The organism is Ignatzschineria sp. F8392 (assembly GCF_002252045.1).
In the GTDB taxonomy this organism is placed as follows: domain Bacteria; phylum Pseudomonadota; class Gammaproteobacteria; order Cardiobacteriales; family Wohlfahrtiimonadaceae; genus Ignatzschineria.
In genome coordinates, this window is record NZ_NEFF01000001.1 from 754522 (window position 1) to 777140 (window position 22619).

15 protein-coding genes and 2 tRNA genes are annotated in these 22619 nt (G+C 41.0%); 16 read left to right on the forward strand and 1 reads right to left on the reverse strand.

What is annotated here, in order from left to right; genetic code table 11:
* Nucleotides 1-21 precede the first annotated feature (21 nt).
* The 8 genes from ccoG (at nucleotide 22) to B9T19_RS03235 (ending at nucleotide 10846) form a co-directional block, all read left to right on the forward strand.
* On the forward strand, nucleotides 22-1455 hold the full coding sequence (gene ccoG, locus B9T19_RS03200; RefSeq protein ID WP_233146779.1) for a cytochrome c oxidase accessory protein CcoG: 1434 nt from the start codon (nucleotides 22-24) through the stop codon (nucleotides 1453-1455).
* Nucleotides 1456-1475: 20 nt separating this feature from the next.
* Nucleotides 1476-2309: a FixH family protein gene (locus B9T19_RS03205; protein WP_094567129.1), complete on the forward strand. Its 834-nt coding sequence runs from the start codon at nucleotides 1476-1478 to the stop codon at nucleotides 2307-2309.
* Nucleotides 2310-2728: 419 nt separating this feature from the next.
* Nucleotides 2729-5194 (forward strand): heavy metal translocating P-type ATPase, encoded by a 2466-nt coding sequence (locus B9T19_RS03210; protein WP_094567130.1) that lies wholly within the window; start codon nucleotides 2729-2731, stop codon nucleotides 5192-5194.
* Nucleotides 5191-5475 (forward strand): cbb3-type cytochrome oxidase assembly protein CcoS, encoded by a 285-nt coding sequence (gene ccoS / locus B9T19_RS03215; RefSeq protein WP_094567131.1) that lies wholly within the window; start codon nucleotides 5191-5193, stop codon nucleotides 5473-5475. Before B9T19_RS03210 ends, ccoS begins: the two co-directional genes overlap by 4 nt.
* A complete protein-coding gene (gene gatC / locus B9T19_RS03220; protein ID WP_094567132.1) occupies nucleotides 5462-5749 on the forward strand; it encodes an Asp-tRNA(Asn)/Glu-tRNA(Gln) amidotransferase subunit GatC in 288 nt (95 codons plus the stop codon). Before ccoS ends, gatC begins: the two co-directional genes overlap by 14 nt.
* Nucleotides 5750-5761: 12 nt before the next feature.
* Entirely contained in the window at nucleotides 5762-7213 is a 1452-nt protein-coding gene (gene gatA / locus B9T19_RS03225; RefSeq protein WP_094567133.1) for an Asp-tRNA(Asn)/Glu-tRNA(Gln) amidotransferase subunit GatA, read from the forward strand.
* Nucleotides 7214-7397: 184 nt separating this feature from the next.
* Nucleotides 7398-8822: an Asp-tRNA(Asn)/Glu-tRNA(Gln) amidotransferase subunit GatB gene (gene gatB, locus B9T19_RS03230; RefSeq protein WP_094567134.1), complete on the forward strand. Its 1425-nt coding sequence runs from the start codon at nucleotides 7398-7400 to the stop codon at nucleotides 8820-8822.
* Between the two features lie 1244 nt (nucleotides 8823-10066).
* On the forward strand, nucleotides 10067-10846 hold the full coding sequence (locus B9T19_RS03235) for a DeoR/GlpR family DNA-binding transcription regulator (RefSeq protein WP_094567135.1): 780 nt from the start codon (nucleotides 10067-10069) through the stop codon (nucleotides 10844-10846).
* A 104-nt stretch (nucleotides 10847-10950) separates the two neighbouring features.
* Here the strand turns inward: B9T19_RS03235 and B9T19_RS03240 are convergent, their stop codons facing one another.
* Nucleotides 10951-13605 carry a ComEC/Rec2 family competence protein gene (locus B9T19_RS03240; protein ID WP_094567136.1) on the reverse strand — a complete coding sequence of 885 codons (2655 nt, stop codon included), beginning with the start codon at nucleotides 13603-13605 and terminating at the stop codon, nucleotides 10951-10953.
* 224 nt (nucleotides 13606-13829) lie between these two features.
* On the opposite strand from B9T19_RS03240, the gene B9T19_RS03245 reads away from it, so the two are divergent.
* The 8 genes from B9T19_RS03245 (at nucleotide 13830) to trpD (ending at nucleotide 22565) form a co-directional block, all read left to right on the forward strand.
* On the forward strand, nucleotides 13830-14276 hold the full coding sequence (locus tag B9T19_RS03245; RefSeq protein WP_094567137.1) for a YchJ family protein: 447 nt from the start codon (nucleotides 13830-13832) through the stop codon (nucleotides 14274-14276).
* 572 nt (nucleotides 14277-14848) lie between these two features.
* The gene (gene ilvD / locus B9T19_RS03250; RefSeq protein WP_094567138.1) at nucleotides 14849-16702 is read left to right on the forward strand and encodes a dihydroxy-acid dehydratase; all 1854 of its coding nucleotides are present in this window, start codon (nucleotides 14849-14851) and stop codon (nucleotides 16700-16702) included.
* Between the two features lie 144 nt (nucleotides 16703-16846).
* A tRNA-Asn gene (locus tag B9T19_RS03255) sits at nucleotides 16847-16923 on the forward strand.
* Between the two features lie 345 nt (nucleotides 16924-17268).
* Nucleotides 17269-17345, forward strand: a tRNA-Asn gene (locus B9T19_RS03260).
* A 306-nt stretch (nucleotides 17346-17651) separates the two neighbouring features.
* Nucleotides 17652-18761, forward strand: coding sequence for a nicotinate phosphoribosyltransferase (locus B9T19_RS03265; RefSeq protein ID WP_094567377.1), 1110 nt, complete (start codon nucleotides 17652-17654; stop codon nucleotides 18759-18761).
* Nucleotides 18762-18930: 169 nt separating this feature from the next.
* On the forward strand, nucleotides 18931-19680 hold the full coding sequence (gene nadE / locus B9T19_RS03270) for an NAD(+) synthase (protein WP_094567139.1): 750 nt from the start codon (nucleotides 18931-18933) through the stop codon (nucleotides 19678-19680).
* A gap of 14 nt (nucleotides 19681-19694) precedes the next feature.
* A complete protein-coding gene (locus B9T19_RS03275) occupies nucleotides 19695-20912 on the forward strand; it encodes a metallophosphoesterase (RefSeq protein ID WP_094567140.1) in 1218 nt (405 codons plus the stop codon).
* Nucleotides 20913-21488: 576 nt separating this feature from the next.
* Complete coding sequence (gene trpD / locus B9T19_RS03280) at nucleotides 21489-22565, forward strand: anthranilate phosphoribosyltransferase (protein ID WP_094567141.1); 1077 nt, start codon at nucleotides 21489-21491, stop codon at nucleotides 22563-22565.
* The last annotated feature ends 54 nt before the right edge of the window (nucleotides 22566-22619 follow it).

Genomic DNA, 22619 nt, shown 5'->3' on the forward strand with positions numbered 1-22619 from the left:
AGCTCATAAAGGATGAAGAGAGTGGCAAATAATCTATCAGAGCAGAACAATACAACTCCAAGCAGTGATTCACTTTATGCAAAACGTATTCCTATCTACCCCCGTAGTGTCAAGGGGAAGTTTAGAACCTTTAAAAGTTCCGTTTTAGCATTAGCGTTTCTTGTCTTCTACTTACTACCTTGGGTGCCGTGGGATAGGGGGCCGGGGCTGCCAGGGCAGGCAGTCGTATTTGATTTAACGGCAAAGACCTTCTATATCTTTAGCTTACCTGTCGATATTCAAAATATATTCTGGCTAGCGGGTGTCTTAGCTATTTTTGCTTTCTCACTCTTCTTTGTAACCGCTGTTTTAGGCCGGGTATTCTGTGGATACTTCTGTTTCCAGACACTTTGGACTGATGCATTCATTATGATTGAGAGCGTTATCCAAGGAAATCGTAATGCACGTAAACGTTTGCATGAAGGTCCATGGAGTGGAGAGAAAATTAGCAAAATCGGTTTAACCTGGTTGGTATGGTTGATTTTTGCGGCTTGGACAGGGTTTACATTTACCTCTTATTGGATGCCGGCACCAGAGCTCATTAAGGTTGTATTTGTTGGCAAAGCCCCTTTTGCGGCCTATGGTACGATCGCCTTTATTACAGCAGCAACTTTTATTATGGCAGGTTTCTCTCGTGAGCAAGTCTGTACCTATATGTGTCCTTATGCTCGTTTCCAAGGGGTGATGTTCGATAAAGATACGCTCGTTGTTACTTATGATGAAGCAAGAGGGGAGAGAACGAAAGGCAGAGCGAAGCCAACAAAAGCTTTAAGAGATCGTGATACACGTATTGAAGAAGGTTATGGTGATTGTATTGACTGTGATCTATGTGTACAGGTCTGTCCTGCAGGAATCGATATCCGTGATGGAATCAACTATCGCTGTATTACGTGTGGTCTCTGTATTGATGCTTGTCACAATATGATGACTAGCCTTAAATATCCAACGGGATTAATACGTTATGCTTCTGAAAATAGTTTAGAGGGCAAAAAGACTAATTACTTTACACCAAGAAATATTGGTTATGGTATTGTAATCATCATTGTTGCAGCGATATTAGCGTGGAGCGTTTCACATCGAGATGTTGCACACTATATTGTTGAATCAACCCGTAAACCGCCAACACTTTTAAGTGATGGTCGACTTCAGAATACTTACGAATTGAAGTTCAATAACTTAACGCTTGAACCACAAAAAATCCATGTCGCAGTAGAGGATGAGGGTTACGAGTTAGCAATGCGTTTTAATGATATTGTCTTAAAGCCAGGTCAGCGTGTTGCCCTCAATGGTGCAGTTCGTAAGGATAAGAATGTTGCATTTATTCCGAAGGTTACCTTTAATGTTACCGTTTCTGATCCAGAAACAGGGGATATTATTGATAAACAGCAGATGAAAGCGATATTTCTTGAAAGATAAAAGAGGATTAATTTAAGTCTATGAATGAAACTGTAGCAATAATGCTGCTCGGTATCGCCTCCGTATTAGTAGCCTGTATTATTTTACACAGGCTACTAAGATTTACACCGTTACAGGCAGCGAGTATTACAGCATTGATGGGAATAGCAGTAGTTGTTCCTTTCTCTATTTTACATTGGCGTGGTGGTGATGTCTTTACACTCTATATCACCTGTAATCTGCTAACTTCATTTGCATACTATCTTATTGCTTCTGGCGGTATGAAGAGCCTTCGCGATAAAGATGGTAAACGTATGCATTGGGCGCCCATTACTATATTGGGCTTCTTCTTAGTCTTAACGATTCAAAATGGTGCTTTTGTTGTGATGGCAGAGAAAGGTCTCATCTTTAAGACGAATGCGGAAGATGCATTTGTGAGTACAAGATTCCCAGGGGAAGTTCCTAATGCTTACCACAAAAAAGAGGCTTATTATAATGCTTATCAGAAGCGTCTTTTAGAGCAAGAGAAGCGTGGTTGGCAGGTGAAGTTTGGTTTTGCAGAAACGCCTTTTGTAGATCAAGATAACTTCTTTGTCGTTCAGCTTTTAGATAAAGCGGGAAATCCATTAGAGAATGCCGAAGTTGTGGCGAAGTTCACCCGTTCTGCTGAGCAAGAATTAAATAGAGATTTTAATCTTGAAATGTCAGAACCTGGTTTGTATTCCGTGCCGATTAGTTTGCCGAGAATAGGACCTTGGGGTTTAGAACTTGATATTCTTAAGGGTGAGGATCGACATGAGTTGGTAGGGCGAACCCTAGTCAACTGTCCACCCGATATGGAGTGTGAGTTAGAAGAGCGTCTTAGAGTACATTGATAGCTTAAGATCTCTAGTTAGCCATTGAAGGTTAAGTTATGATGTAACAAGAACAAGATATTGATAGGGGAAAGAGCAGGAATGCTCTTTTTCTTTATCTCCCTTTTTAAGTTTTAATTAAATTTCAAAAAAGTATTCGGAGAGATTTTTTCAGAAGCGTTTTTTTAATAATTTTTCTTAGGGATCTATTTTTATCAATACTTTTGGTAGGTATCTTTAAGCGTTATGGTCGCTCTTTGGTGCTTTGGCTATTTTACTCTCTCTGCTCAGGATGCATCATTAGTCGAGTTGGGGAATGCGGCAAAAGATGGTTGTATAAAGGCCAATGAATAGGATTAAATCATTGTGATGATGCCGGATGCTTTATACTACGCTATAGGCTTTAGGATAGGTGTGTTTTTAATGGAGTTGATATTTTAATGAGTGAGAAGGGTACCCAATTACAATGTTACCATTGTGAGCTACCGATTAAGGGTAAAGCTCCCTTTATGGCAGTGATTCAATCAGAAGAGCAACCGATGTGTTGCGCTGGCTGTAAAGCAGTTGCTGAGATGATCGATCAGACGGGATTAACGCGTTACTATGATTTTCGGTCTGAGGCAGCAGAACGTCCCGATACAGCACCTAACTTAATTCCCGATGAATTACGACAACAGATGCACTTTTATGATCATCCCGATGTTGCCGTACAATTTATTACTAAATCAAAGAATAAACAGGATAAAGAGATCTTTGAAGCCTATCTTATTATCGATAAGATTACTTGTGCCGCTTGTGTTTGGTTGCTAGAAAATAGTATCAAACGTATTAAGGGTGTCGAACGATTTGATATCAACTTGACAACTCATCGCGCTCACTTAAGCTTTGACCCTTCAGTTGTGAAAATCTCAGAGATTTTGATCGAGATTCTCAATTTAGGTTATCAAGGAACTCCCTATGATGAACAGATTGAGCAGAAGAATCTAAAGAGAGAGTGGCGTTCACTATTGATGGAGTTTGGGATTGCCGCACTCTTTTCAATGCAGGTAATGACTATTTCCGTTGCACTCTATTTTGGTCATTATTCAGAAGATATGAGCGATAGCTCTTACCATCTATTACGCTGGTTTAGTCTCTTTGCCACCATTCCTTGTGCCACCTATTCGAGTCGTAGCTTCTATAAAGCGATGTACCATGATTTGCGCAGTGGCCGGTTAACAATGAATGTAAATATTTCGATTGCAGTCATTGCCGGAACTTTATGGAGTGGTTATAACACCTACATGGGGATTGGTGAAACCTATTATGAAGGGGTGACGATGTTTGTCTTTCTTCTTCTAGGAGCAAGAGTATTGGAGACAAGCGCACGCCATAAGTCGTTATTGATCTCTGATGATATCTTAAAGCTCAAGCCAAACTTTGCTGAAAGAATCGCAGAAGATGGCTCTTTGGAGCTTGTCTCTACCAATCGCTTAAATGTGGGGGATGTTCTTCTGATAAAGCCGGGTGATAGTATCCCGGTTGATGGGGTCTTGCTCGATAAGATCGCAATGGTCGATGAATCTCTCTTATCAGGAGAGAGCCTTCCGCTAGAGAAGCATCAAGGCGATCGTCTTATTGGAGGATCAGTCAACTATGAGCAGCCGTTACGGATGGAAGTTTTGACGGTAGGTGCCGAGACAGTCCTCTCTAAAATGTCACGCTTAATAGATCGTTCTATGAGCGAGAAGCCGAAGATCGCTAAATTAGCAGATATTATCTCTACCTATTTTGTTATTGGATTATTAATTTGTTGTGTAGGGACATTTACTGTTTGGTATTTCTTAGCAGATGCTCCGACAGCATTTGGGGTTACGCTTGCTGTTTTAGTTGTCTCTTGCCCCTGCGCGCTCGCTTTAGCGACTCCTTCTGCATTAAGTGCCGGCAATCAGGCGATTATTGAGAAGGGGTTAATCGCAACACGAGCCGGAGCATTAGAGACTTTAGGGAAAGTGACCGATATTGTTTTTGATAAAACAGGGACCCTGACAGAAGGTCGCTTAACGATTAATGAAATATTGCTCTACACCGATCAATATAGCGAGTTTGAATTAACGAAAGTTGCCGCAAGCTTAGAGGCGACTTCGAACCATCCTATCGCCTACGGTTTTAATGAGTGGGCATATGAAAATCAAGCTGAGCTCTACACGGTAGATATTATTGAGAATGTTGTAGGTCGAGGTATTAAGGGAGAAATCAACGGTATCAACTATAAAATTGGTCGTCTTGATTGGTTTGATCTTAGCGAATATGAAGGAAAATTTGATTCTGGCTTATGGGTCGGCTTAGGAATCGGCGATCAACTCTTAGTAGCTTACTCTCTACTAGATCAACTTAAAGATGATACTCAAGAGGTGGTTGAAGCTTTAAGAGCGCAAGGTTACCGTCTGCATATCTTAAGTGGAGATCGACAAACGACGGTTGATCTCTTTAATGAGACATTGAAGATTGAAGATGCGCGTGGGGATCTTCTTCCCGAGGGGAAATTGGCTCGGGTTGAAGAGTTGCAAGCATCGGGTGCGATTGTGGCGATGCTTGGGGATGGGATTAATGATGGTCCAGTTTTAGCTAAGGCAGATGTCTCCATTGCAATTGGTCAAGGAGCACTGTTAGCTCAATCGACAGCAGATATGATTTTGATGAGTGATCAACATTTAATGCCACTAGTAGAAGGGGTTAAATTAGCGAAAAGAACCGATAAAATTATTACGCAAAATCTCTTTTGGGCGTTATTATATAATATCGTTGCTATTCCATGCGCAATGACAGGCTTTGTCTTGCCTTGGATGGCAGCACTCGGAATGAGTTTAAGCTCATTAATAGTAGTAGGCAATACACTCAGAATTAGGGAGGGCCGAAACCGATGAGTCCGCTATTTATATTACTACCATTAACATTAGTGGGAATGGTAGTAGCAGGTTACGCATTTATTTGGGCTGTTCGCTCAGATCAATTCGATGATATGGAAGGTCCTGCTTATCAGATCCTTTTTGATGAGGATGAGAGACCTCTTGATCAAGAGGAGAAGAGGGCAGAAGAGACTTCCAGCGAGCCTTTAAAGAGAGAAGAAGACTCTCTAGTAAAGAAAGACTCGAAAGATGAGGGTTCACTTACGGCAGAAGAAAGGTTAAAAGATGAAGATAGATGATAAGACAGTAGAATGGTTAGCATTTTTGGCCCATCTACAGATTAGTGAGGATAAAATTGAAACGCAGAAATTGCGTCTTGAGAATATGGCGGAAGTCATTCGAGCGATACGCGATGTAGAGACTGAAGGCATCGCGCCAATGACCAATCCCTTTGATGCGACTTTAACATTACGTGCCGATGTAGTGACTGTCAAAAATGAGCGTGATGAGTTACAAAAACTAGCGCAGAATGTTGAAGATGGTCTATATCTTGTTCCTCAAGTCATTGAATAGAAGAGTGTTATCATGCATACAAAAACAATTTCAGAACTTCGCCTTCAGTTAGAGAAGGGGGAAGTTTCAGCGGCGGAAGTTACGCAATACTTCCAAGATAGAATTAAAAAATATGATTCGCAGATCAATAGTTTTATTACAACCACTTTTGATCAGGCAGAAGCAGATGCCCAAAAAGCAGATCAGATCTTAAAAAATGGAGAAGGGAAGCTATTGACAGGAGTTCCTATCGCGCATAAGGATCTGGTCTCGACTAAAGGTGTCTTAACGACAGCAGCATCGAAGATGTTAAGTAATTATGTTCCTCCTTTTGATGCGACAATTGCAGAGCGATTAGAGAATCATGGTGCAATTTCATTAGGTAAGGTCAATATGGATGAGTTCGCGATGGGCTCAACCGGTGGCACTAGTTACTACGGTATTACCAATAACCCATGGAATCTTGATCATGTTGCGGGAGGCTCTTCGAGTGGTTCTGCAGCGGCTGTTGCTGCCGGTTTAGTTCTTGCTGCAACGGGTTCAGATACGGGGGGATCTATTCGTCAACCTGCAAGCTTTTGTGGTGTAACGGGAATTAAACCGACCTATGGCCGTGTTTCTCGTTATGGACTTGTTCCTTTTGCTTCCTCTTTAGATCAAGCCGGTGTATTAGCAAAGAGTGCAGAAGATTGTGCTTTAGTTTTAGAGGGAATGGCGGGATTTGATCAGAAAGATCCAACTTCTATGGAGATCGAGTTACCTCACTTCTCCCAATCGCTCGATATGCCGCTAAAAGGTTTAAAAATGGCACTTCCACGCAACTTCTTTGAAGGTGAGATGGATGCAGCAACAGCAAAAGCAATCGATGAGACGCTCGATATCTATCGTAAGTTAGGATTAGAGTTTGTTGAGGTGGAATTAAAATATCATGATCTTGTAACGCCGGTTTATTATGTTGTTGCACCGGCAGAAGCGGCAAGTAATCTTGCACGTTACGATGGAATTCGTTTTGGTTACCGTGCTGAAGATGTTCAAAACTTGGAAGAGCTCTATTGCCGTACTCGCTCTGAAGGTTTTGGTAATGAAGTAAAAAGCCGCATCTTAATGGGAACTTATGCAAAAACCGAGAAGCTCTATCAAGATTTCTACATTAAAGGGCAACAGATTCGTCGCTTGATTAGTGAAGAGTATCAATCAGTTCTTAAAGAGGTCGATTTTATTGCAGGTCCAACAGTTGCAGGTCCGGCATATAGTAAAAATCATAAAGCTTCGAGCATTCAAAACTCCCTCTTTGATACCAATCTCATTGGTGCAAATCTCGCAGGTTTACCGGCACTCAGTCATCCTATGGGTTTTAGTGATGGTATGCCGTTAGGCTTCCAAGTCATCGGTCGCGCATTTGACGAAGCGCGTTTGTTGGCAGTTGCTCATCAATATCAACAAAATAGTGATTGGCATAAAAAGATCCCAACAAATTTTGCATAAAACTCTCTTAATCTTTGATGGGCCTTCTTTGATAAGTATTATTAAAGTCTCATAAAAAAGACATAAAAGAGTCATAAAAGACTTATAAAAGTGTCACAAATAGGCGGTCAAAGAGTGAAGAAATTAAAGAGTTAATGGTGCAGGTAGATGAATTCAGTTTTACAAGTATGATGAGAGGTATTCAATGAGTTGGGAAGTTGTAATTGGACTAGAGGTCCATACTCAGTTAACAACAAAGACAAAATTATTTTCCGGTAGTAGTACGCTATATGGTCAGCCACCTAATACGCAGGCGGGAATCTTTGATATTGCACTACCGGGTGTATTACCACTATTAAATGATGCGGTAATTGATAAAGCGATTCGTTTAGCGATCGCAACTAACTCTAAGGTTCAGCAACGGACAATCTTTGAGCGTAAACACTACTTCTATCCAGATCTACCAAAGGGTTACCAGACAAGTCAGCTAGATGCGCCGATTGTTTATGATGGTTATCTGATGATTGAGACAGAAGCAGGTGAGAAGAAGATTCGTATTAATCGTGCTCACTTAGAAGAAGATGCCGGAAGTTCACGTCATGGGGAAGTCCCTGGAATGACAGGTATCGATCTGAATCGTGCGGGAACACCACTATTAGAGATTGTTTCGGAACCTGATCTTAATTCGGCAGAAGAGGCAATTAGCTACCTTAAGCAGCTTCATCAGATCGTAACATGGCTCGATATTAGTGATGGAAATATGCAGGAAGGTTCATTTAGATGTGATGCAAACGTCTCGGTAAGAAGAGCTGGTGAACCTTTAGGAACGCGAACAGAGTTGAAAAATATCAACTCGTTCCGCTTTATTGAGCAAGCGATCAATTATGAAGTTGCCCGTCAAATAAAGATTTTAGAGGCAGGTGGAACAATTACGCAAGAGACTCGTCTTTATGATTCAGACAAGAATGAGACTCGCTCTATGCGTGCAAAAGAGGAAGCGAATGATTATCGTTATTTCCATGATCCAGATCTTTTGCCGATTATTATCTCGGATGAGCGTATCGAAGCAGTTAAGGCTGCTTTCCCATTGATGCCAGAAGCTCTAAAATCGAAGTTAATGAGCGAATATGATCTTTCTGAATATGATGCTTCAGTTATTATTCAATCGCGCGCGATGGCAGATTATTTTATGACATTGCTAAGTCAGAAAGTCGATGCAAAAATGGCAGCGAACTGGTTATTAGGAGATGTTTCTGCCTACTTAAATGAGAAAGGCTTAGATATTACTCAATTGCCCATTACAGCTGAAGCCTTTGCCGGTCTTTTAGCAAGAATTGAGGATAAGACAATCTCTAACAATATTGCGAAAAAAGTCTTTGCCTTGATGATTGAGCGGGGTGATAGTGCTGATGCAGTCATTGAAGCAGAAGGTTTAAAACAAGTGACTGATAGCAGTGCAATTGAGGCTTGGGTTGATGAAGTTATTAGCAAAAACCCGAAACAGGTTGAACAATATCGCTCAGGACAGACAAAAATTTTAGGATTCTTTGTCGGTCAAGTGATGAAGTTAAGCCAAGGTAAGGCTGATCCTGCAATGATCAATGAATTGATTAAACAAAAATTGATCTAAATTTTTCAGTTATAACAGTATATTAACAATCTTATTTACGATCTTTTTAACGATCTTTTTTAAGTAGTGAGATTACCGAAGATCTGGTGACGAAAGTCATCAGGTCTTTTTATTTCATCATTATTTTTATTTTTGCTATATTTTTTATATTGATTTCTGATATTGTATGTAATGCTAAAGATAAATGATTAATGTCGATTAATGTTTATTAATGTTAATCGATGGTTAATTAATGTTGTCTTTTGTGAAGAGAGTTGCTTACTATCTATTTACTACTATTTATTAGTTTCTGTTAGTTTCTATTTTTAATAATACTCTATTATTAATCTCTGTTTTTCTCTTTTTAGGATAGGAGTTATAACAGCGTGCCTTGTGGTAGGGGTGTAATAATCGGTTTTTACACCTTTAAGCTTTGAGGAAGCGTGAATACATTACATCAAATAGATCTTATTGGTTTTAATTAAATTTGATTAAATTCGATTAAATTCCTTTAGGTTTTATTAGATCTGAAATGTGTAATATAGAGTAGCGATAAGATGGTGGGAAGGGAAGATTATATGAGTGCCATTTGCTTATCAGTTTTTAGATTGAATCAAGATTGTACTGGAATATCAATTTTGATTGGGTCAACCGAGAGCGAATAAGAGTAAATGGCAAGATTAAATGGTGTCTATCGGTGTCTATCGATATTTAGTGTCGATAATAAAAATATTGACGTAATAATGTCGACATAATATAGAGATTTCAATTATAGCTTAATTGAAATTTTATTGTTAAGTTTGCTAATAAGCTTAAGTATAACTATCAAGGCACTAAATATTTAATCTAAGGAATATTATCACCCTGTCCTAATTGTTGTCAGTTGCGCCCCTTTTGGGGTATGAAAGTCGCGACGCCTATAAAGATCGCTAACATCATTAGAAATATTAAAAAAGTTTTTGAAGTTTTTGAAGTTTTTGAAGTTTTTTGAAAACTGAAAATCTTAAAATAAATCAATAATAGATGAATAAGAAATTAATAAGAAACCAATAAAAAATTAATAAAGTTAATAAGAGATAGTAACGATTTAATGAGCTTATATTTGTAGTTTATCTCTCTAATGCAGATGAGATTTATAGCTTTAATAAAACACTTCGTCATGTTGCAAGAGTTATGCGGCATAAAGATGGAGTGAGCTTAAGATATGAATATGAAAAATGCATGAGATAAAGAGAGAAAGTGATGTTTAAATAAGGGGGTAAGTAATGATTCCTGTCGAAAGACATGAGGCAATTTTGGCACTTGTTGCTGAAAAAGGAATAGCGACGATTAATGAATTGATAGAGCTTTTAGGCGTATCACATATGACGATACGCCGAGATCTTCAAAAATTAGAGCGTCAAGGGAAGGTAGTAACAGTCTCTGGTGGCGTAAAAGCTGCTGAGAAGCTATCGACACAGCTATCTTATAAAGTAAAAGAATCTTTGAATGAGGAGGGGCAACGGAAGATCGCACTTCTTGCAGCTGCAAGAATTCCAGATCAGAGTTGTATCTTTTTAGATTCAGGTTTAACAACTTTAGCGATTGCAAGAGAGATTAAGGGGCGTGATGATTTAACCATTATTACGAATGATTTTATAATCATGTTTTATCTGATTGAAAATGGAAAAGGCAAACTAATTCATACGGGAGGTACGGTCTGTCCTGTATCTAGTTGTAGTGTTGGGGAAGGGGCGGCACAAGGTATTCGAAATTATCTAATTGATATCGCCTTTGTGACAACCTCCTCTTGGAATGAGCGTGGGTTATCGGCAACCTCTGAAGATAAAGTTCCGATCAAAAAAGCGCTTCCCGATGTTGCTAAAAAATTGGTTCTAGTGGCGGATAGCACGCAGTATGGCAAAGTTAATACCTATTTCTCCTTGCCATTAAAACATTTTGATGAGGTGATTACAGATAAGCCTCTACCTGATGATATTACGGAGATTTTGCAAAATCATAAAATTAATCTGATTACAGATAATGCCGGGGCGGCTGCTTATTAAGTGGTAAAGCCCGCAGTTATAAAAGAGAAGATGATCAAGCCCATATTCTTCGTTAGAAAGCAATGAGTTAATGGGCTGTCAGTTGAGATCTTTTAGTTGCGCTATTAGTGGGAGGGATGATATTTCACCCACCAATATCGATTGGAATCTGCATAGTTCTTGATTTGAATATCTAATCGGGGAGTATGTTGTGAAGCGCTATCGGGAGTGATGATCATCTCTATAGCACCAAAATAGCCATTGTAATACTCAATATTGTCGATAGAGCGCAATGCTTTTTGAGGAAACTTTGTAGAGAGGAGAACAGTCGATTGTAGATTATTCTCCTCTCTCTCTTTCGGGATCTCTTTGACGATTCGATTTAAGGTCTTATTAAGGTCGATATTAAAACGGCTCCGCCCTTGGTTTGGATAGAGGAGAATTAATTGACTGATATTGGTAGATTGTAGATCTTGAGGAAGCGCTACATGGGTAATGTGGCGCCATTCAGATTGGCTAATATCGGAGAGAAGATAGAGCAGTAGTTGATCTTGATAGAGAATGCGATAAGCACAGCTAGAGCGGACTCTCTTAATGGGTTCAATAGAGATTGTTTTTGAGCGATAGGAGAGTCTTTGGCACTCTTGAGCCTGATCGATCATTGGCGCTATCGAGCGATGAGCAAAGATCTGTTTGATAGGAATGGCTTCTCGAAGTGAGCGAGTCCCTCCGATATGTTGTTGATTATTTTGCGTTAAAATTAAGTGAGTGAGATGATTGATCCCTCTTCTTTTTAAGAAGGGAACAATCACATCTCTGCCGGCATCAAAAGCACCAAAGCGATTTCCACTATCATAGAGAAGCTGATAATCTCCTAGTTGAAGATAGAAGGAGAGCCCTTCACCGACGGGAAGTTGGTAGAGGTAGAGTCGCTCTTTTCCCCAGCTTTTCTCTACGTCTTGATGACTTGTGATAGATATCTCGTTAAGGGGTTTATCTGTAATAGGAGGATCAAATAGTATCATGCTGAAACATAGCATAGAAAGTACTCCCCCTAAGAGATAAGCGATCAATAAATAACGCGTTCTATTTCTGATCTGCCTGCCGGTCTGATTTTTTCTTCCCTCTCTTTTATCTTTTAAGAGCCATGGAAATGTGTTCTCCCTATTTCGTTGGAGTTGCATTTTGGGGATATGGGCGATCCAATAAAGAGCGAGTATTGTTGCGATAAGGGCCATTTCGAGTGTTATTGAAGTTGTCTCTACTGCGGCAAAAGGAAGACTTGCTGTTGCTTCAATGGCATAGCGTAATATTGTAAGGTTCTGATTGGTGAAAAAAAGTGGCACTTTTGCGATTAATTGAGAAAAGGGCAGTAGCAGTGTTCCTAATAAGAGCGAGGGCATAATCATTAGCGAGGTCCATGGGATCGCAAATAGATTAATAAGAGGGCTGATCAGCGAGATCTCTTGGAAAAATGCAGCCGTTAGTGGAATTAAGAGAAGAGAGATAATCAGTTGAGAGAGGATAACGCCCTTAACGGTTGTTTTAACAATGCGAGCAGTTAATGTCAAAATGGTAACGGCAGTAAAGGAGAGCCAAAATCCCGGTGTAAGTAGTGATAGTGGCCAGATGGAGAGAATAATCAGCAGGGCAAGAGCAACGCTATTGAGGGTAAAGATCGGCTTTTCAATAAGCAGTGAGAGCATCGCAACAGAAAACATAATGGCCGCCCGAATAGTCGGAAGACTCATGCCGGCAAGGAGCGCATAACCCCAAGCACTACCAATCGCGATAACTGCCGCAATTTTATAGGGTGCCGGGCGTCGCCAGCCGATTAAGGCAAAGAGGATACGAAAGAGAATAAAGGCATAGAATGCCGTTAATGTCAGGTGTAATCCAGAGATTGAAACAAGATGGATTGTGCCGGTCTCACGTAAGATTTGCCAATCATGCTGCGTTAATGCTTCACTCTTTCCTACCGAGAGCGCACTCATATAAGCACCATTACTATAATTTTTTAACATTGTGTCAGCCACTTTTTGGCGAAGAAGATCAATTTTAGGCGGCGCTTCTATCTTTTCAGGTGAAGATATCAGCTTTCCATAACCGATCTCTTTTCGCGCTAATACACGTAATATCCGTTGTTGATCTCCCGGCATTGAGCGAAAAAATCGGGCGCGTAATCCTAAATCTCCTCGATAGAGTGCGCCGACTTCTAGTCGATTTTTAATATCAGGAGGCAGTGAGTAGATACGCAGTTGTGCGCCCTTGAGAGCTGTTAGTAATCTTGATTGCTTCTTTTGATTCTTTTGCAGATTTTTCTCACTATTATGAGCTTTTACGATCTCAATTGTGGTGCTGTAGGGGGAGTTATTGTAGATAACACGGTAGGTTGCCTCTATTTCGATAGGCAGTGATTCGAGAATGGTTCGATAATCGGTTAATGCTGAGAGATAGAGCGGTGTAGCGAAGAGAAGTCCGATTATAAAAAAGAGCAGTTGATTGCTTTTCTCCTTTTGCAAAAAGAGGGTATTTCCATTGAGAGCTGCCTGTTTGATTTGTGCTTGCAAATAGATGACAGGGATTGAGAGTTTGAAGGGAAGATCCGTTTTTAATGCCAAAATTCGATTATAGAGTTGAGGAAGATATCGTAGTGCCCGACGAATGATCAGAATGAAGAGCAGGGCGATGAGAGATATGATAATGGTTATAGTAAGAGAGTAGGGTGAGAGTATCAGCCAGAGCGCTTGAAGAACAAAAGCAAATGTAAGGGTGACCATAATCGTTGATTACTGAAAAGGCATTTTCAGATTTTCTCTTTAATATTTTTCGAAGTGGTAACAATGCTTGTTAAGCGTAGGAGAGTTTTCTGCGAAGTGAAAAAGGCGTAAAATGAGAGATCTTAAATTTTGGAAAAGATCACCTCTTTTTGAGCACTTTAAGCGGCTTCAATCGATTTATACCCGTATTGATAGCCACAATTTAATATTAAATGGAGAGATAGATGACCACGACAAATGGAAGCGGACAATGGCATAAAAAGGGGAAGAAGGGGAAGAAGGGAGAGAGGAATACTCTGATCTGTCCTTGTCAAAGTGGTTGTGAATACCATGATTGCTGTGAACCGCTTCATCTTGGGAAGGCTCCTTTAAATGGGGAGCAACTGATGCGGTCGCGCTATAGTGCTTTTGTTATGGGATTAGAGCGCTATCTTTTAAGTAGCTGGCATGAGGAGACTCGTCCTGAAACATTGACATTATCGCCGGAGCAACAGTGGTTCTATCTCAGCGTGATCAAAAGTTGTGCTGAAAATGATCAAGGTGAGCAATATGTCACTTTTGAGGCGCGTTATCGTGAGAATCATCAGGTCTATAAGATGTGTGAGCAGAGTCGCTTTATTAAGGATAGTAGTGGATTGTTGAAGTATATTGATGGGGAGTTTATAGCGTAAAAGGTAAGTAGTAGCGCGGATAGCATTTTGAGCATTGAGTAGGCGAGAGAGCACCTTCCTTCATTGTAGTAGATCAAGGAGTGTGCTTGCTTCTTAGTGATTGCCGATGATTTCTATCTTAGCTATTTATTTTCCTCTAAGTTAGTGATAGCTTTACTCTATAGTTATTGAAAAAGTTATTAAAAAGTATTTTTTTGGAAAAGTACTTGGAAAGAGATCTAGGAGAGGTCTAAGAGAGAGCTCTCGCAAAATCGCTATTAAGATCGAACAATGTACCCCTGTTGTCTCGAGAGATGAATGATGTACCCCATCACAGTAGAGTGAAAAGATCAGCTTCAACGAGCATTTTTACTTATCAAAAAATGACTTATCAAAAAAGATTAAAACTATACTGACCCCATACGCTATCAGTTTCGCTGATAGTCCGTTTTATATGGTATTTTCAAGAGATATCGATCATTGCTCTAAAGATCATTTTAAAGATTACTCTAAAAGAGTATCGATGAGTAGGTCGGTCAGAGAAAAGTTAGAAACAGTTAGAAAAGAAAATTACGGAGAATAGAGGAATAGAGATGGTTCAAGATCCAAAGTATCGTTCACACACATCAACTCAGGGACGAAATATGGCAGGTGCGCGCTCATTATGGCGCGCAACAGGAATGACAGATGAAGATTTTAAAAAGCCGATTATTGCCGTGGCAAACTCATTTACCCAATTTGTGCCGGGACATGTCCATCTAAAAGATCTCGGGCAGATGGTTGCAAGAGAGATTGAGGCTGCAGGAGGCGTTGCAAAAGAGTTCAATACGATTGCCGTGGATGATGGTATAGCGATGGGTCATGATGGCATGCTCTACTCTTTACCAAGCCGTGATCTTATTGCAGACTCAGTAGAGTATATGGTTAATGCGCATTGTGCAGATGCTTTGATCTGTATCTCTAACTGCGACAAGATTACGCCGGGAATGTTAATGGCAGCGTTACGCCTCAATATCCCTACTATTTTTGTCTCGGGAGGCCCGATGGAAGCGGGTAAAATCTCTTGGGATGGTGAATCGATGAAACTCGATCTCGTTGATGCGATGGTGATGGCAGCAAGTGATGATGCAGCAGATGAGAAGGTCTCTGCTATTGAGAGTGCAGCTTGCCCCACATGTGGTTCTTGTTCTGGGATGTTTACGGCAAACTCCATGAACTGCTTAACAGAGGCTTTAGGATTAGCACTTCCGGGAAATGGCTCATTGTTGGCAACTCACGCTCGCCGAAAAGAGCTCTTTTTAGAGGCCGCACGAACCATTGTAAAAATTACGAAGGATCACTATATCAATGGAAATGAAGCGGTATTACCGCGGAATATTGTCAATTTTGATGCCTTTGAAAATGCGATGATGCTCGATATTGCCATGGGAGGATCGACCAATACAGTTCTTCATCTCTTAGCGGCAGCTCATGAGGCGAAGGTCGATTTTACGATGAAGGATATCGATCGTCTCTCCAGAAAAGTTCCCCATCTCTCGAAAGTCTCGCCTTCAACAAATCTCTATCATATGGAAGATGTTCATCGTGCCGGGGGAATTTACGGCATATTAGGGGAGCTTGATCGGGCAGGTCTAATTCATAATCAACAGCCAACAGTTGCTCATAAAACGTTGAAAGAGGGGCTTGATGAGTGGGATATCTGCCGGTCGGAGAAACATCATGATTTCTATAAAGCAGCACCCGGCGGGGTGAGAACAACTGAGGCATTCTCCCAAGATCGCCATTTTGAGACACTCGATCTCGATCGTGAGTCAGGTTGTATCCGTGATATTAAACATGCTTATAGTCAAGATGGTGGGATTGCAATTCTCTATGGAAATTTAGCGACCGATGGCTGTATTGTAAAGACAGCAGGTGTTGATGCATCTATCCTTAAGTTTACTGGTAAGGCGCGTGTCTATGAGAGTCAAGATGCGGCTGTTGCCGGCATTTTAGGTGATGAAGTCTCTCCTTGGGAAGTGGTTATTATCCGCTATGAAGGGCCAAAAGGGGGGCCGGGAATGCAGGAGATGCTCTATCCGACCTCTTATCTGAAGAGTAAAAAGATCGATGCGGAGTGTGCGCTTTTAACCGATGGGCGCTTCTCTGGGGGAACCTCAGGACTCTCTATCGGTCATGTTTCTCCAGAGGCGGCTGATGGTGGTTTAATTGCCGTTGTAGAAAATGGTGATGAGATCATTATCGATATCCCCAATCGTTCTATTCACCTCAATGTTGCTGAAGAGGTATTAGAAGAGCGGATGGCAGCGCAACGAGAAAAGGGCTTTGTGCCGGCAAAAGAGCGTCCTCGTAAAGTCTCTAATGCGCTAAAAGTTTATGGTGCTTTAGCTACTTCAGCTGCGTTTGGTGCTGTAAGAGATGTTTCTCGCTTAGAGAAATTACGTTAATTGATTTCATTAATTGATCACGGTAATTGATCTCTTTTAGAGATTGAATGAGATGTGAGGCAATATCGTGATGTATTAAAAATAGACGAATCGATTTTTGCACTTGCTATCTAGAGAAAGATCTCTATAATACATCAAAGTTAATCCTCGATAGCTCAGTTGGTAGTAGCACTTGACTGTTAATCAAGGGGTCCCTGGTTCGAGCCCAGGTCGAGGAGCCAAATAAGAAGCCGAAGTTATCATAACTTCGGCTTTTTCTATCCCTTTTTTCCTCTTATTTTTTATCTCTTACATCTCCTCGGTTTTGTTCTTTCAACTCTCTTAGCAAGAGTAGAGTAATATTATTGGGTTTATCTTTATTGAGACTATCTTTATTGAGTATCTCCCTATTGAATATCTTCTCTTCTTAGAATGGTGTGGCAGCAAGAGAAGGGTATTTGCTAAAATTGAATGCAAATTGAGAGCAAGTTGAGAGCAAGTTGAGAGCAAGTTGAGAGCAAATTGAGTCTGAAGCTAAAAAAGAAGTTGCAATATCAAAAATTATGATTATAATACCTAATCTCTAATCCTCGATAGCTCAGTTGGTAGTAGCACTTGACTGTTAATCAAGGGGTCCCTGGTTCGAGCCCAGGTCGAGGAGCCAGATAAGAAACCGAAGTTATTATAACTTCGGTTTTTTGTTATCTCCATTTTTAACCGCGACTCTATAGAGACTTAACGCTTTTTCCACTCTTTGTAAATCTCCTCTCTTTTCTGCCATCTTCATCGATCCTTATCGTTTGTCGTTCGATGCTTATGAAGATCAAAGGATTGGATGAAATAGGGAAGAATCATTGAAAATATTGATCGATCCTTGCTATAGTACTTCTTTCTACGATATTAACTATCTTCTCCCACTTGAGAAGGGTATGAGACGCAAAAGATGACAGCAACAACAATAGCAAACGATATTAAAGAGTATGAGTTAAAACATCGCGGTAAGATCAAGCGATTGACCAATAAGACATTTAAGTTTGATAAGCGTGTCGGCGAGGGCTGGTTTTCCGCAGTCTATTTCTTAAAAACGGCAGAGATCGCACGTCAATGTGCGCCTGACAAGATTGTAACGATGCAATTTTTTCAGCGTAAAAATGGTGCTGTATTATGTGGGATTGATGAAGCGATCTCACTTCTTCATGCTTTTGCGAATCATCCTGAAGATCTTGAAATTTGGGCACTCAATGATGGTGACCGTATTGATGCATATGAGACAGTATTAACCATTACAGGGCGATATCAAGATTTTGGTTTTCTCGAAGGAATTATTGATGGCATTTTAGCGCGTAGAACATCGGTAGCAACCCATGTTTTAGAGGTGGTAGAAGCTGCCGGAGATAAAGAGATTATCTTTATGGGGGATCGGGATGATCACTTCAGCCAGCAGGCCGGTGATGGTTATGCGGCCTTTATTGGAGGATCAACGGCGCAAGCGACGCATGCAATGAATGAGTGGTGGGGAATTGAAGGGCTAGGAACAATGCCACATGCCTTAATTCAACTCTTCAATGGTGATACTTTGGCCGCGGCAAAAGCGTATCATGAGATCTTTCCAGAAGATAAGTTGATGGTTTTAGTTGATTATAATAATGATGCGGTCGAGGAATCTTTGAAAGTTGCGCGCCATTTTGGAGATAAACTGTCAGCCGTTCGTGTTGATACCTCGAATACTATGGTAGATCAATACTTTATGCGCCATCAAGATCAGTTAGGGACGTTTGATCCGCGCGGAACAAACCCAACTTTAATCTTCGCTTTAAGAGATGCGCTTGATCGAGAGGGCTTTAATAATGTGAAGATCGTCGTAAGTGGTGGTTTTAATGCAGAAAAGATAGCTGAGTTTGAGAAGCAAAATACTCCTGTTGATATCTACGGTGTTGGTTCGAGCCTATTGAAGGTTAATATTAGTTTTACGGGCGATAATGTTCTATTAGATGGTCAAGAGCAAGCAAAAGCAGGGCGTCGTTATCGACCTAATCCTCGCCTTGAACGTGTTCTTTACGGTGATAATGAGATTCGTTAGGATTCAGTCGTCGACATCATCGATCATCGATAGTATCGATATTCAATAGAGCGTAAAAGAGTAGAGTATAAAAGATAAATATTAGGATCAAAATTAAGATAAAAATTGAGAGCGTGATAGAGATATCGCGCTCTTTTGCAATGGGTAGCGAAATAGGAAGGAAGCGGTTATGCAATATTTAGAAAATTATATTATTGAGTTAGAGCATTGGTTAGAAGCAGAACTACAGTATCGTCAGGCAGATAATTTCATTTTTGGTGTCAGTGGCGGTGTTGATTCAGCTGTGATCGCTTTTCTATTAAAGAGACGATTTTCAGAGCGGGCATTGGGGGTTATGATGCCTTCCCATAGTCATCCAGATGATCTTAATGATGCTAAATTGGTGATGGAGAGTGCCGGCTTGCCTTACCATATCGTTGATTTAACAGAGACCCATCAACAATTGATGCAAGCAGTAGGTACGGCTTATAACCATACGGGAGATATCGCTAAAGATCGTGTTATTTCCGGAAATAGTAGTGCAAGATTGCGGATGACGACGCTCTACCTCATTGCGCAGACACAAAATGGTGTTGTTGTTGGCACCGATAATGCAGTTGAGTGGTATACCGGTTATTTCACAAAGTTTGGGGATGGTGGCGTTGATATCGCACCTCTGATTCATCTCGATAAAGAGGAGGTTTTTCAACTTGCGGAGATATTAGGCGTTCCTCAAAAGATTATCGATAAGAAACCTTCGGCAGGCCTTTGGGAAGCACAAACAGATGAAGATGAGATGGGTGTTACCTATCATGCGCTGAATCGTCATTTAAGAGGTGAAGCGGTGACAGAAGCAGAATTAGAGCGAATCAATTATTGGCATGAACGCTCCCATCATAAACGTGCAATGCCCCGAATTCCGCAAAAACCTCAACGTTAAAAGGTTAAAGAGTGATGTTATTTGTTGTCGTTATGGCGCTCTACCTCTCGATTCAGAGCTATATTTTGTGGCGCTACTATCAGATGCTCCCCCAATATCGAACTGTAAGGATATTGGGGGCTATTGGAGCATTACTGCTTACCATCAGTATGCCGTTAGTGATGCTTTTAGGGCGGATGCTTCCGGGAGAGATTGTGCGGCCACTCTATCTGATGGGGGCAACATGGATGGTGGGGTTAATCTACTTTCTTATCCCCGTTCTTAGTTTAGATCTCTTTCGACTTCTCAACCGTTTTGGTCGCTGGATCGCACCGGAGAAAATAGAGGCTTTTCGTCTTGGCAATGGTAAGTTGTTTCTCACGCTCGCACTCTTTTATCTTATCTTTTTTACGATAGGTAACAGGGTGTATGAAGAGAAAGCACGCCGAGAATATTTCTTCAATTTAGAGAATCTACAAGTGATCGATGAAACAGCGTGTCGCTTGCCGGAAAAGGGCGGAGAGATCGATTCTATTCATCCTATTAAGATCATTATGATAAGTGATCTCCATCTAGGACATACCATTCAAGGGGCAGAGCTCAAACGTTGGGTTGAGATGCTCAATGCAGAAGAAGCTGATTACCTTCTGATTGCCGGGGATCTTATCGATAATGATCTTAGACCTCTCTATGCCGGCAAGATGGAGCAGATTTTGGCAAAACTCTCCGTCTCTAAAGGTATCTATGCGGTTTTAGGGAATCATGAGTATATTGCCGGTGTGGAGCAGAGTATCCCTTTCTTTGCTAAAAGTGGCGTTACACTATTGCGCGATGAGGTGGTTTTATTACCCGAAGGGCTGATCTTGATGGGGCGAGATGACAAAATGAATCGTGAGCGGGCAACACTCTCATCACTTTTAGAAGTTGTCGATGAGATCGATCCTGCAGCTCCACTTATTATCTTAGATCATCAGCCGGGAGATATTACCGGCACATTAGCCTCGCGAAGAGAGAAGGGACCATTTTTGCAGCTCTCTGGACATACACATGATGGTCAAGTGTGGCCCTATATGTATGCGACCGATTATCTCCATCAAATCTCTTCAGGCTTAACAAGCTTCGGAGAAGATCATTTTTTAATCAGCTCTGGTTTAGGTGTATGGGGTGGGAAGTTTAGAATTGGCACTCGCTCTGAATATGTGGTGATCAATTTTTGCTTCGAAGATGAATCGTTGGAAGAGACAGCGAAGTAGCACTCTTCGTGATATTACGAAAACAATTAGCAGTCTCCGTTTCGTTAACAATTGACGACTCTACATTGCGCTATCATTTAAGTTGTTGAGAGGACTTTTAAGCCTCTTTTTTGGGGCTGCAAGAAAAGATTCATTCGATCTTAAATTGGTAGAGAATCACAAAAGGGTTTGACAATTGTTAAAAATCGTCCTATAACTTTATAGGAATCAGAACAAAAGAAATCTGCAGTGAGATGTTTGAGATAGAGAGATTGATAAGATCTCTTATAAAAGATCCCAATCATGAGCAGAGATAATAATAGAGGAATTTATTGAGATGTTTGGACAAAGCTTTTTCTATAACTATTGGTGGCACAGCTCGCAATTGCGGGAAGTATCTGTGTGCCTAAGAGAAAGATAGAAGCTTTTAGCCAGAGATCAGAATAACCCGCACACGCTGCGGGTTTTTTTATGCCTAGAGAAATCGCAATAAGATCCGCAGCTGAAATATTAGTAATCAGTGCAGTTGATAAAACAGTAGATGCAAGCAGAAGTTTAAGAGATCAGATTTTAACGCGATAACGATAGGATAGAACCATGACAGATAGAACGAATACTTCATTAAAACCGATTTTTCAAAGACTCTATAGTGGTGAGAGATTATCTCAAGAGGAGAGCCATCAACTCTTTAGTACCATTGCAAGAGGTGAAGTGAGCGAGGCACTTTTGGGAGCCGCATTAATCTCGATGAAGTTACGAGGTGAAACTCCTGCTGAAGTTGCCGGAGCTGCTAGCGCCTTCTTAAGTGAAGCAAAATATTTTGATACTCCCGATTATCCCTTTGCCGATATTGTCGGAACCGGCGGTGATGGCCTTAATACCGTCAATATCTCAACAGCAAGTGCTCTAGTGGGTGCAAGTTGTGGTGCAATCGTTGCAAAACATGGAAATCGTAGTGTCTCTAGCTTAACCGGTTCCTCTGATCTATTACAGGCGTTAGGAGTAGATCTCTATAAGAGTCCTGAAGAGGCACGCACTGAATTAGATCAAGCGCGCATCACTTTCCTCTTTGCTCCCCACTATCATGGTGGCTTTAAGTATGCGGCGAAGACAAGAGGCGAATTAAAAACACGTACAATATTCAATCTTTTAGGGCCATTAACAAATCCCGCACGTCCTAAGCGAGCCGTAATGGGGGTATATCATGCTGACTTAACGGAGCTGATGGCAGAGACGGCAAAACTTTTGGGGTATGAGCATGTTTTAGTTGTTCACGGTGGTGGTATGGATGAAGCAGCACTTCATGCGCCGACCAAGGTAACAGAGCTTCGTGATGGATTGATTGAGACCTACTCGCTCACTCCCGCAGATTTTGGTTTAAATGAGCATCCTCTCTCTGCCATTCGTGGGGGAGATGCCTTAGAGAATCGTAAGACTCTTTTAACAATGTTGCATGGAGCAGCTCCTGAAGCGCATCGTCATGCTGTTGCTATCAATGTGGCGCTTCTTCTCAAGCTCTTTGGTTATGAGAATTTAAAAGAGAATGCTGAAAATGCCTTAACTGCAATCGATGAGCGAAGAGCGCTAGCGCTTTTAGAGAAGATGACCGGTAATCAGTTCACACAAACCGGTGAGATCATCACCTCAACGCAAGGCATTCAACGCTTGGCATAAATAGCGCTGTAAGTCATTGCTATCAGATTCTAGATGTAGCACTAAATAACACTA